Origin of the sequence: Pseudonocardia sp. ICBG1293, assembly GCF_020131355.1 — a bacterium.
Lineage (GTDB): Bacteria > Actinomycetota > Actinomycetes > Mycobacteriales > Pseudonocardiaceae > Pseudonocardia.
Window position 1 is genome coordinate 181,499 of record NZ_JAHLEL010000047.1, and the last position, 11,925, is coordinate 193,423.

9 protein-coding genes are annotated in these 11,925 nt (G+C 75.6%); 6 read left to right on the top strand and 3 right to left on the bottom strand.

All coding sequences use genetic code 11. The annotated features are described in order from the left end of the window. Positions 1–72 precede the first annotated feature (72 nt). A complete protein-coding gene (locus KPF47_RS24150; protein WP_224391088.1) occupies positions 73–1,245 on the top strand; it encodes an acyl-CoA dehydrogenase family protein in 1,173 nt (390 codons plus the stop codon). An 81-nt stretch (positions 1,246–1,326) separates the two neighbouring features. Beyond that, positions 1,327–3,870, top strand: coding sequence for an HAD-IC family P-type ATPase (locus KPF47_RS24155; RefSeq protein ID WP_224391089.1), 2,544 nt, complete (start codon positions 1,327–1,329; stop codon positions 3,868–3,870). On the opposite strand, the gene KPF47_RS24160 is transcribed toward KPF47_RS24155, so the two are convergent. The 3 genes from KPF47_RS24160 to KPF47_RS24170 all read right to left on the bottom strand — a co-directional run bounded on the left by KPF47_RS24160 (position 3,855) and on the right by KPF47_RS24170 (position 6,911). Then, positions 3,855–5,195: an AI-2E family transporter gene (locus tag KPF47_RS24160; RefSeq protein WP_305080467.1), complete on the bottom strand. Its 1,341-nt coding sequence runs from the start codon at positions 5,193–5,195 to the stop codon at positions 3,855–3,857. The genes KPF47_RS24155 and KPF47_RS24160 overlap by 16 nt on opposite strands. Before the next feature lie 111 nt (positions 5,196–5,306). Then, entirely contained in the window at positions 5,307–5,969 is a 663-nt protein-coding gene (locus KPF47_RS24165) for an SDR family NAD(P)-dependent oxidoreductase (RefSeq protein WP_224391090.1), read from the bottom strand. Between the two features lie 54 nt (positions 5,970–6,023). Further along, positions 6,024–6,911 carry a hypothetical protein gene (locus tag KPF47_RS24170; RefSeq protein ID WP_224391091.1) on the bottom strand — a complete coding sequence of 296 codons (888 nt, stop codon included), beginning with the start codon at positions 6,909–6,911 and terminating at the stop codon, positions 6,024–6,026. A gap of 157 nt (positions 6,912–7,068) precedes the next feature. Here KPF47_RS24170 and KPF47_RS24175 point away from each other — a divergent pair, with 157 nt between their 5' ends. The 4 genes from KPF47_RS24175 (at position 7,069) to KPF47_RS24190 (ending at position 11,555) form a co-directional block, all read left to right on the top strand. After that, on the top strand, positions 7,069–7,605 hold the full coding sequence (locus KPF47_RS24175) for a dimethylamine monooxygenase subunit DmmA family protein (protein ID WP_224391092.1): 537 nt from the start codon (positions 7,069–7,071) through the stop codon (positions 7,603–7,605). Positions 7,606–8,016: 411 nt separating this feature from the next. Next, positions 8,017–8,541 (top strand): flavin reductase family protein, encoded by a 525-nt coding sequence (locus tag KPF47_RS40415; RefSeq protein WP_224391093.1) that lies wholly within the window; start codon positions 8,017–8,019, stop codon positions 8,539–8,541. Further along, positions 8,538–9,503 carry a heme-dependent oxidative N-demethylase subunit alpha family protein gene (locus KPF47_RS24185; protein WP_224391094.1) on the top strand — a complete coding sequence of 322 codons (966 nt, stop codon included), beginning with the start codon at positions 8,538–8,540 and terminating at the stop codon, positions 9,501–9,503. The genes KPF47_RS40415 and KPF47_RS24185 overlap by 4 nt, the downstream gene beginning before the upstream one ends. A gap of 315 nt (positions 9,504–9,818) precedes the next feature. Next, entirely contained in the window at positions 9,819–11,555 is a 1,737-nt protein-coding gene (locus KPF47_RS24190) for a DUF222 domain-containing protein (RefSeq protein WP_224391095.1), read from the top strand. Positions 11,556–11,925 lie beyond the last annotated feature (370 nt).

Consider the following 11,925-nt stretch of genomic DNA (forward strand, 5'->3'; position numbering starts at 1 on the left):
CCGATGTTCCGTCGCGCACGACGGGTCGGCCAGGTCTCGCGTCGGTCCGCCGGATGATCGATGCTCACACACATGGGAGCGGGCACGGGTGAACTGACCACCGAGGAACGAGCCGTCGTGGACACGGTGCGCGACTTCGTCGACCGCGACGTGCGGCCGGTGGTGCGCGAGCTGGAGCACGGCAACACCTATCCCGAGGCGCTGATCGAGCAGATGAAGCAGCTCGGCATCTTCGGGCTCGCGGTCCCCGAGCCGTGGGGCGAGGCCCCGGTGTCGATGCCCTGCTACGCCCTGGTCACCGCCGAGCTGGCCCGCGGCTGGATGAGCCTGGCCGGCGCGATGGGGGGACACACCGTCGTCGCCAAGCTCCTGGTCGCCTTCGGTACCCGCGAGCAGCAGGACCGGTACCTGCCCCGGATGGCCACCGGCGAGCTGCGCGCGACGATGGCGCTGACCGAGCCCGGCGGCGGCTCGGACCTGCAGGCGATGACCACCCACGCCCGGCGCACCGACGAGGGCTGGGTGGTCAACGGGGCCAAGACCTGGATCACGAACTCGCGGCGGTCCGGGCTGATCGCGCTGCTGTGCAAGACCGACCCGGCGGCCGAACCGCGCCACCGCGGCATCTCGGTGCTCCTCGTCGAGCACGGCCCCGGCCTGACCGTGTCCCGGGACCTGCCCAAGCTGGGCTACAAGGGCGTCGAGTCCTGCGAGCTGGTCTTCACCGACATGGCCGTCCCGGCCGACGCGGTGCTCGGCGGGGAGCCGGGACGTGGCTTCGCGCAGATGATGACGGGACTGGAGACCGGCCGGATCCAGGTCGCCGCGCGCGCACTCGGCGTCGCCGACGCGGCACTGGCGGACTCCCTGGCCTACGCCCAGGACCGGGAGTCCTTCGGCAAGCCGATCTGGCAGCACCAGTCGGTCGGCAACCACCTCGCCGACATGGCCACGAAGATCACCGCGGCGCGCACGCTGATCCTGCACGCCGCGCAGAAGTACGAGTCCGGGCAACGCTGCGACATGGAGGCGGGAATGGCGAAGCTGTTCGCCTCCGAGACCGCGATGGAGGTCGCCCTGGACGCGGTGCGCATCCACGGCGGCTACGGCTACTCCACCGAGTTCGACGTCGAGCGCTACTTCCGCGACGCCCCCCTGATGATCGTCGGCGAGGGCACCAACGAGATCCAGCGCAACGTGATCGCCGCCCAGCTCGTCAAGCGCGGGGGCCTGCAGCGCTGGTGAGCCGCCGACGCACGCACAGTCCGCGCACATGTCGGGCTGCCATGATCCTCGCAGAGCGGATCGACGGCGGAGGGGGACGGCGTGGCGGCCGGCATCGTGGAGGCGGGACCCGATGACGGGCTGAGCGCGTCGCAGGTCGCCGCGGCGCGCCGGGCGGGCCGGACGAACGCTCCGGTGACCGCGGGGACGCGCGGCTACGGCCGGATCCTGCGCACCAACGTCTTCTCCTCCTACAACACGATCCTCTTCGCGATCGGCCTGGTCCTGCTCGTGCTGGGTCGCTACGGCGACGCCCTGACCAGCGTCGGGCTCGGACTGGTCAACGCCGTCGTCGGCGCGGTGCAGGAGATGCGGGCCAGGTGGAAGCTGGACCGGCTGCAGCTGCTCGACGCCGCCGAGGTCGCCGTCGTGCGGGACGGGGTGGAGCAGCGGGTCCCCGCGGTCGCGGTCGTCGTCGGGGACGTGCTGGTGGTGCGCGCGGGCGAACAGGTCGTCGTCGACGGGCCGGTGCTCACCGGGCGGGCCGAGGTCGACGAGTCGCTGCTCACCGGCGAGTCCGACCCGGTCGTCGCGACGCCCGGGGACGTGCTGCGCTCGGGCAGCCACTGCGTCGCCGGTACCGCCCGCCAGCGTGCGACCGCCGTCGGTGCCGACAGCTACGCCGGCCGGCTCACGCTGCAGGCCCGCGCGGACACCACCGAGGCGACACCGCTGCAGCGGCGCATCGACTTCGTCGTGCGACTGACGATGGTGCTGGTCGTCCTGATGAGCGGCGCGATCCTGGCCCAGGCGTTCCTGGAGGGGTTCTCGCTGCTCCGCGTCGTTCAGATCACCGCGGTGCTGTCCGGGCTGGTCCCCTACGGCCTGTTCTTCCTCATCGCCGTCGCCTACACCCGGGGTGCCGCCCGGCTCGCCGGGCGCGGCGCGCTGGTACAGCAGGTCAACGCGGTGGAGGCGGTCACCCACGTCGACGTCGTCTGCACCGACAAGACCGGCACCCTGACCACCGGAGCGCTGCGCCTGGACGGGCTCGACCGGCTCGACGGGACGGATCCGGTGCCGGTGCTCGCGCGGTTCGCGGCGACGGTGTCCGATCCGAACCTCACCTCCGCCGCGCTGGCCGCGTCGCTGCCCGGCACACCGTGGGAGCTGCGCGACGAGGTCGCGTTCACCTCGTCGCTGCGCTGGTCCGAGCAGGTCACCACCTGCGGCGAGGCGGTCGTGCTCGGCGCCCCGGACGCGCTCGCGCCGCACCTGGGCGCCCCGGACGCCGTCGCCGACCGGGTGGAGGCGCGCGCCGCCGCCGGGCTGCGGGTGCTGCTGCTGGCCCGGGCCACGCGGGCGGGCGCCGGGCTGCGCGACGACGACGGCCGTCCCCTCCTCCCGGCTCTGGTCCCGGTGGCCCTGGTGGTGCTGTCCGACGAGCTGCGCCCCGGCGTCGCCGACGCCCTGGAGCGGTTCGCCGCCGACGGGGTCGCGGTGAAGGTGCTCTCGGGCGACGACCCGCGCACCGTCGCCGCGCTCGCGGCGAAGGCCGGGCTCGACGTGGGGGAGGCGGTCGCCGGGTCCGAGATCGAGGAGCTCGACGACTCCGCCGGGGACCGGGCCGCGCTCGACGCACTCGTCGCCCGGACCACGGTGTTCGGGCGGGTCACCCCGGAGCAGAAGGAGCGGGTCGTCGCGAGCCTGCGCCGGGGCGGTGCGCACGTCGCGATGCTCGGTGACGGCGTGAACGACGCACGCGCCCTGAAGCGGGCCCACGTCGGCGTCGCGATGCGCAGCGGCTCGGCGGTGACCCGCGACGTCGCCGACATCGTGCTCGTCGACGACTCGTTCGCCGCACTGCTGCCGGCCCGCGCCGAGGGCCGCCGGATCATCGACGGCATCGCCGTGTCGATGTACGTGTTCCTCACCCGGGTCGCCACCCAGGGCCTGGTGATCATGGCCGTGACCATGCTCGGGCTCGGGTTCCCCTACTCCCCCACCCAGGTCGGGCTGACGCTGCTGACCGTCGGCGTGCCCACGCTGTTCCTGACGCTGTGGGCGACGCCGTCCGAGCCGGACCCGGACCTCCTGGGCAACCTCGCCCGCTTCGTGGTCCCGGCGTCGGTGGTGACCGCGGGCGCGGGGACGGTCGTCTACACGGTGCTCTACCAGGGCATCCTGCAGGGCTTCACCAGCGGCCGGACCCCGGCGCAGGTGATCGCGCAGTTCCAGAGCTACACCGGGCTGACCTACGGCACCGACGCCGACTTCGCCGGTGCGGCCGCGACGCTCGGCGCGCAGACCGGATTGTCGACGTTCGTGGGGCTGGCGTCGTTCGTGCTGATCCTGTTCCTGCTACCGCCGCACCGCTTCTTCGCCGCGTGGACCGCGACGGTTCCCGATCGTCGCCCGGCCTGGCTGGTGCTCGGCCTGACCGTGGTCTTCGCGGGCGTCATCGGGACCCCGGCGCTGTCGTCGTACTTCGGGCTGACCGGCGCGGCGCGCCCGGTGTTCCTGGTGGTGCTGCCGGCGCTGGTCTGCTGGTTCGCCCTGATGTGGCTGGTGCTCCGGTTCCGGGTGATGGACCGGATGCTGGGGACCGACCGGCTGCCCGGGCGGGCCGGTCAGCCGCCGTCCTGACGGGCGGAGTCCGGTGGGACGGGTACGGCGCCGCCACCCACCGTCCCGGTCCCGGTCCCGGTCCCGGTCTCGGCGCCGGTCTCGGTCCCACCGGCGGTCTCGGTCCCGGTCCCGCCGGTGCCGGTCTCGGTGCCGGTGGCGGTCTCGGTAACGGTGGCGGAGGTCGGAGGCCCCGCGGCGGCGACGTCCACACCGGAGAAGCGCCGGTCCCGCAGGTCGATCTGCTCGCCGAGGTAGCGCAGCAGGACCGCGACGACGGCCGCGACCGGCACCGCGAGGAACGCACCGGCGATCCCGGCGAGCGACCCGCCCGCGGTGACCGCCAGGAGCACGACCGCGCCGTGCAGCTTCAGGCTCTGGCCCTGTAGGAAGGGCTGCAGGACGTTGCCCTCGATCTGCTGCACCGCCACGACCAGCACGGCCACCGCCACTGCGGTGCCGAAGCCCTGCGTGACCAGGGCGATGAGCACCGCGAGCGAGCCCGCGACGACCGCGCCGACGATCGGGATGAACCCGCCGACGAAGGTCAGCACGGCCAGGGGCAGCGCCAGCGGGATCCCCAGCAGCACCAGGCCGATGCCGATGAACACGGCGTCGATGAGGCTCACCAGGGCCTGGACCCGGATGAAGCCGCCGAGGACGTCCCACATCCGGCGCAGCACCTCGGCGATGTGCCCGCCGGCGCTGCGCCCGCTGATCGAGGTCAGCCACGGCAGGAACCGGGGCCCGTCCTTGACGAAGAAGAACGTCAGCACCAGGGCCAGCACCAGCGAGATCAGCCCGGAGGCCACGGTGGACACCCCGGTCAGCACTCCCCCGGCGATGGCGGTCGCGCTCTGCTGCAGCTGCTGGGTGACCTGGGTGACGATGTCGCCGATCTGGCCGTCGCCGAGGTTCAGCGGCGGCCCGGAGATCCACTGCTGGATCTGGCCGAGCGCCGCGATCACCCCGGAGGTGATCTGCTGGGTCTGCCCGGCGATCGACGGCGCGATGCCGACGAACAACCCGGTCACCGCGGCGATGCCGACCAGCAGCACGATCGCCGAGGCCGCGGCGGGCGGCACCCGCCACCGGATGAGCAGCGCCGCGGGCGGGCGCAGGACGGTGGCCAGCAGGATCGCGAGCACCACCGGCCACGCGATGACCCAGAGCATGCCGATGACGTAGCCGAGGATCACCAGGCCCACGGTGATCAGTGCGACCCGCAGGCTCCACGCCGCCAGCCAGGTCAGACCGTTGCCGATCACGGTGCCGCGGCTCGCCGCCGGGTCCCGGCGCGCCCCACGGTCCTGCGCACGCGCCGCCGGTTGCGACCCCGAATCCATGACCCACTCCGTTCGTACCGGTTGATCTGCGGCGGGAACCCTAGCGGCGCAGGGCCCGCGGTGCCCGCCGCAACGGCGACGCCACACCCCTGGGGGCCGACCGGACGGCGCTCAGAGGTCGTCGGCGAGGTGGCGGAACCCCGCGGGCCGCTCGTGGTGCAGCCGCCAGAGGGTCTCCGCGAGCACCGCGGGGTCCTTGCGGGGATGTCCGGGCTCGATCGCGCCGGGGACGATCAGCTGGGCCACGTGCACGGCCTCGCCGGCGACCTCGTCGTGCAGCATCGCGGCGAAGGCGCCGAGCCCGGCGAACGCGATCGAGGTGCCCGCCACCCGCGACGACGGGCGGGCCCCGCTGCCGCCGTTGACGAACAGCACCGTCCCGCGGCCCAGTGCGCGCATCCCGGGCAGCACCTGGTGCACGGCGGCGACCGGGCCGTACACCGACATCTCGACCGGGCCGACGAGGTCGGCCGGCGTGGTCTCCAGCAGCGGGCGCAGGAAGTCCTTCTGCGGCGCCGGGCTGTACTGGAGCACCTCGACCGGTCCGACGGTCTCCGCGACCTGCTCGAGCGTCGCGGCGAGGCCGGCGGGGTCGCGGGCGTCGGCGGTGAACGGGTGCGTGGCGACGCCGTCGTCGGCGAGCTCGGCGGCGAGCGCCTCGACGCGGGCGCGACGACGCCCGACCAGGGCCACGTCGAAGCCCTCGCGCCCGAACCGCCGGGCCGCCGCCGCGCCGAGCCCCGGTCCGGCACCGACGATCACGATGGTGGTCATGCCGCGATCATGCGCGCCGTCCGCCACCGGCGCACGGTCCGTGGCGTCCGCGGCTCAACCGCCGCCGGTCAGCAGGGTGAGCCGGTCGGCGACCGCGCCCAGCTGCGTGCTCATCCCGCCCAGCTCCCGGGCGGCGTCGCCGAGCAGACCCGGGTCGCCCAGGGACGCACCCGCGATGCAGTGCCGGGCGGCGTCGGCGCCTGCGGTGAGGCCGTCCCGCCAGTACACCTGGGCGACGGCGTCGGGGATCGGCGGGTAGGCCCGGGCGGAGGCGACCTCGTCGCGCAGGTCGCGACAGGCCTCCACCAGTGCGAGGGTGCCGCCCTGCGACCCGGCGTGGGCGATGTCGCGCAGCGCCCCGGTGATCGCGGTGACGTGCACCTGGCCACCCGCGGCCCGCCAGTCCCCGACGGCGGCCGTCGCGGTGGCGGCGTCGTCGATCCCGCGGCCCGCCGCACCGGCGGCGCCGACGACCACCGCGAAGACGACGAGCATCCCGGCGATCCCCGCGGCCAGACCCGCGCCGACCGCCAGCGGACGACGGCGGCGCGGCAGCAGCGTGCTCGGGAAGCCGGGACGCCGCCCCTCGGCGTCCGGTTCCCCGGCGGGCTCGACCACGACCGGGGCCGGGGCGAACCAGGGGCGCACCGGGACCGGCACCGGGCCGGACGGCGCCCGGTGGGCGGGGGTGGTGGCGTGGCGGGGCGCGGGAACGGTCGCCCGGCCCGGGACCGGGTGCTGCGGTGCCGGTGGGATCGGCCGCGGCCGCGGCACGACGACCGGCGGGGCGGGCGTGTCCCGGCGCGGCGCGGGCAGGCGGTGGCCGCCGTGGTCCGGCGGCGCCGCGGTCTCCGCGGCCGGGGCGCCCCGCTGTGCCGGGACGGCGATCGTGGGCGGGGTCTCGCGCAGGGTGTGGCGCGGGCGGTACGGCGTGCCGTCCATCGCATCCCCCTCTCCGGCGTCCGGACGCGTCATGGATTCCATCGCGTCCGGCGACGGGATCGTCACCGGATCCGGACAGTGTCACCAGAACTGGTGACCGGCGCACGCGCTGGGCGCCATCCGCCGTTCACCGGACGCTCGTACCCTCACCTCCGTCATGTCCGATCCCGCCCGTCCGCCGCGTCCCGGCGACGCCGCACCGTCCGCGCCCGTCGGCCCGGAGGCGACGACCGTGCCGCGCTACCCCGGCCCGGTCGTGCGCACCGGTGCACCGCACCTGGTCGTCGTCACCGGGACCGCGCCGGACCCGGACCTGCGTCCGGGGGACCGCCTGGTCCGGGTGCCGGTGGGTGGGGACCCCGCGGCGCTGCTGGAACGGGTGCTCCCGACGCTGGTCACCGGCACCCGGCTGCTCGTCACCGGTCCCGAGACCGCGGTCCAGGCCGTGCGCGCCGCGGCGCTGCGGGGCGGAGCCCTCGACGAGGAGATCGTCCTGGTCCCGACCGACGCCGGCGACGCCGTCCGGGACCGGACCGTCCACTGCGGTCACTGCCACCACCGCTCCGTCGTCCACGCCGACATCGGCGACGCCGTCGTCTGTCCCGGCTGCGGGCTCGTGCTGCACCTCGCCGGGCACCACTCGCGGCGCCTCGCGGCGTTCCTCGGTGCCCCCACCACGCAGCAGGCACCGTGATCCCCTCCGCGCTGGACCTGCGGGTCGTCGCGACCACCGACGCCGCCCCCGGTGTGCGGTCGCTGGAGCTCACCGCGGCGCCGGGCGCGCCACCGCTGCCCGCGGCCCCGCCCGGTGGCCACATCGGGGTCGAGTGGGCACCCGGCCGCTGGAACTCCTACTCGCTGACTGCGCCGTCCCCGGCACCCGAGCGCTGGCACATCTCCGTCGCGCGGGGCCCGGACCCGCGCGGCGGGTCGGCGTGGGTGCACGGCCTGACCCCGGGTGACACGGTCGTGGCGACGACGCCGCGCAACGCGTTCCCGCCGGTCGACACCGCGCGCCACCACCTGCTCGTCGCCGGGGGGATCGGCGTGACCGCGGTGCTGTCGCACGCCCGCTGGCACGCGTTCTGGGGGAACCCGTTCACGGGTGCTCACCGTGCACCGGCCGGGACCCGCGCCCCACCGCGACGACCTGCGCGCGCTCTGCGGGGACCGGCTCGTGGAGGTCACCGGCCGGGCCGACGCGCACGCCGCGCTGGGGCGGCTGCTGACCACGGCGCCGTTCGGGAGCCACGTGCACACCTGCGGACCGGCGGGCCTGATCACGGCCGTGGCCCGGATCGCCCGGGCCGCGCACTGGATCGACGCCCGCATCCATGCCGAGGCCTTCGTCCCCGAGCCCGGTCCCGGAGCCGGGTTCCGCGCGGTGCTGCACCGCAGCGGGCGCTCGGTCGAGGTCGGCGCCCGCGAGACACTGCTCGACGCCGTGCACCGCGTCGGCGTCGCCGCACCGGCGATGTGCAGGCGGGGGGTCTGCGGCGAGTGCGTGACACCCGTCCTCGACGGGGAGGTCGAGCATCGCGACACGGTCCTGACCGACGACGAGCGCGCCGACCGGATGGCCCTGTGCGTGTCCCGTGCCGCCGGGACGGCCCTGGGGCTGGACCTGTGACCGGCGTCGGCGACTACCCGTTCCCGCTGCCGCACCCGACCTACCGGATCAGCGCGAACGTCGAACCGGCCGGGGTCGAGCGGCGCACCGAGGCGGGCTCGTGGGGCGCGCGGATCCTGCACGACGGCCCCGACCGCGTCGCCGTCGCCGACGAGCGCGCGACGGTGCTGGACCGCGAGCCCGCCCGGTTCGTGGCCGCGCCGCACGCCCGGGCGTCCTGCTGGGACGCCTGCCTGTACCTGCTGGGGCGCCTGGCCGCCGAGCAGCCCGCCACCTGCACCCTGACCCGGACACCCGGCACCGACGGCGGGTGGCGCTTCCGCGACACGGCCACCGGCACCGACCGGGAGTTCGTGTTCGGTGACGACGCCACCCTGCCCGAGCACCCGCTGCGCTGGGTGTCCCGACTCGTCGCCGAGGACCTGGCCGTGCTCGGCGCCCGCGACGACGCGTTGTGGCTCGACTCCGGTGCCGTCGCGTTCGCCTCGGTCTGGTCGCTCGGCTTCGACGCCGGTATGAGCTTCCGCGAGCCGCACGGTCCGGTCCCGGGCAACGGGCCCGGCGGGGTCTTCGAGCGCGCCGAACGGTTCCTGCTCCGTCTGCTCCCCGGCGAGGCCTACCGCCGTCTGAACTGGGGTCTGCAGCCCGACGCCCGCCGCGACCTGTCGCTCGACGCCGCCCCGCTGTGGCAGCCCACCCGGGACCGGCCGGAGCTCACCGACCCCGGCCGGCAGATCCACCTGCGCACCGAGGTGCAGCACCTGGTCCGGCTCCCCCTGACCGGGGCGGTGCTGTTCCTGATCGGGACCCGCCTGCTGCCCCTCGACACCGTCGCCCGCGTCCCCGCCTGGCGGCACCGCCTCGCGTCGGTGCTGGAGACCCTGCCGCCGGAGGTCATGGAGTACAAGGAACTGGGACTGCTGGCCCCGACCGCCGCAGGGTGGCTGCGCGCGCAGCCCTGACCCGCACCTCGCCGCCGGAGCCCCGGGCGCACCGGTGCGTCGCGTTCCGCGGAACGCGACGGACCCACGCACGGACGAGCGGGCGGACGGACGGACCGCCCGTGGGTCGGAACCGAGGGCTCAGCGGATCGACCGGACGGTCCGGCCCACCACCGGCCGACCCACCACCGGCCGCGCCACCACCGGCCCGCTGCGGAGCCGGACCGCGCGTTCCGCGGAACGGGTCCCGTCACCTCGGACCGTCGCGGATCGGCCGGAACTGTCGGCCCCCTCGGCAACACTGGGACGAACATGTGTTCGACCCAGGAGTGAGCCGTGGACCCGATCATCGACCCGCCCAGCGCCACCGCCGCCGACGCCCCGCTCAGCCTCGACGAGCTGGAATCCGAGCTGCTCGGCCTCGCCGGTCACATCGCGGCGGCCGAGTGCCGCTTCCTGCGCCTGCTCGCCGAGTTCGACGACCGCGGCGGCTGGTGCGGTGTCGGTGTCCGCTCCTGCGCCCACTGGCTCACCTGGCAGGCCGGGATGAGCCTGCGCACCGCGACCGAGCACCTGCGTGTCGCGCACGCACTGGTCCGGCTGCCCCGGATCGCCGAAGCCTTCGCCGCCGGCCGGATCTCGTACTCCAAGGTCCGCGCCATCACCCGCCTCGCCGGAGCCGAGGACTCCGTTATCACCCGGCTCAGGACCGCAGCCGCACCACCGACCGGCCCCACCTCGCCCCCGCTCTCCGGCTCCGGCTCCGGCTCCGGCTCCGGCTCCGGCGAGGGCACCACGACCGGCGACGACGGCACACGCACCGCACTCCGAGATGGCCGCGCGACGGAGCCGACGACGACCGCGGGCCCCCGGGCGCACGGCTCCGACGAGGAACCCGCCTTCCCGGTGCGTCCGACCCCCGCCGGTGGGTCCGGCGAGGCCCCCACCGCCACCGCCACCGCCGACGGTCGACCGACCGCCGGCGACCCGGCCGGGGTATCCACTCCCGACACGGACGTCCCGTCGCCGACCGCGGAGCCTCCCTCGGCGGACCAGGTCCTCCTCGACCTGGCGCTGACGGGCACCGCGAGCCACGTGGAGACCGTCGTCCGCGCCGCCCGCCGCCGGCTCGTCCCTCCCTCGGACACCGCGGCCCGGCGTGGGGTGAGCTGGTACCACGACAGCGACGGGTCACTCGTCCTGCGCGCCCGGCTCACGCCCGGGGACGGCGCAGCCCTGATCGCGGCGATCGAGTCGCAGGTCGTCGCCGTGGCGCCCTCGGCCGCGCAGCCACCCCGCGAACCCGACCCGGGGACCGGTGCCCACGAGCGCGCCCGCGAGGCCGCCGAGCACGCCCCCGGAGCGGTCGTCGACACACTCGCCGCTCGGCGTGCCGACGCCCTGCTGCAGCTGGTCGGCCGGAGCGGCGACGACACCGACGGGCCGGTCGTGTCCCGTCCCCGCACGCAGGTCACCGTCGTCGTCGACACCGCCACCGGTACCGCCCGCCTCGACGGCGGCCCCGAGATCCCCGCCCCGACCGCCGAGCGCCTGGCCTGCGACGCGCGCGCCCGTGTCCTGCTCACCGACCGTGTGGCGAACCGCCTGTACCTGGGGCGGTCGCGGCGCCTCGCAGGACCGGCCCAGATCGCCGCGCTGAGTGCCGCGGGCGCCGCCGAGGGCAGACCGGGCTGCCGGTTCCCCGGATGCGCGCACACCCGTCACCTGCACGCCCACCACGTCCGACACTGGCTGCACGGTGGACCCACCGACGTCGACAACCTCGTACTGCTCTGCAGCTTCCACCACCGGCTGGTGCACGACCACGGCTACGCGATCCGCCGCCCGCCCGGAGGGACGTGGACCTTCCACCGCCCCGACGGCACCGTCGTCCGCCCCACCGGCGCCCCGCTCGACGGCAGCGCGGAGACGCTCCTGGAGATCAACACCCGGGCCCGGCTCCGCATCGATCGCACGACCCTGACCCCCGACTGGTACGGCGACCGCCTCGACCCCGGCCCCGTCCTCGACGCCCTGCTGCCGCCGGGGACCGTTCCGGCGGCCGCTGCCTGACGCCGCCGACCGGCGCCCATCCCGCCCCGGCGGGTCGCCCCCGCCCGGGGGCACACGACCCTCCCAACGGCGACGGAGGCGGCGACGGACACGTTCCGCGGAACGCAGCGGCGACCCACCGCCCCGCAGACCGGCGACGTCCGCAGGGTCGGCACCCGCCACGACCGCCACGACACCGACACACCGACAGCTGTCGGGCGGTCACCGCCACCCGGGTCGGCACCGTTGTCACACCGGCCTCCGCCCGGCCTCCTCCCGGCCTGCGGTCGGCGGGATCGCGTCGTCGTCATCGCCGTCTTCCGAGCGGTTGTTTCCTCCGGCCGTCGTCCGTGGGCCGGCCCACCACCCACCTGTCCCCCGCGGCCGACCC

Excerpts from the sequence above, each read along its gene's own strand:
- KPF47_RS24150 (WP_224391088.1), top strand. The coding sequence starts at position 73 with ATGGGAGCGGGCACGGGTGAACTGACCACCGAGGAACGAGCCGTCGTG.
- KPF47_RS24170 (WP_224391091.1), bottom strand. The coding sequence starts at position 6,911 with ATGGACGGCACGCCGTACCGCCCGCGCCACACCCTGCGCGAGACCCCG.
- KPF47_RS24175 (WP_224391092.1), top strand. The coding sequence starts at position 7,069 with ATGTCCGATCCCGCCCGTCCGCCGCGTCCCGGCGACGCCGCACCGTCC.
- KPF47_RS24165 (WP_224391090.1), bottom strand. The coding sequence starts at position 5,969 with ATGACCACCATCGTGATCGTCGGTGCCGGACCGGGGCTCGGCGCGGCG.
- KPF47_RS24160 (WP_305080467.1), bottom strand. The coding sequence starts at position 5,195 with ATGGATTCGGGGTCGCAACCGGCGGCGCGTGCGCAGGACCGTGGGGCG.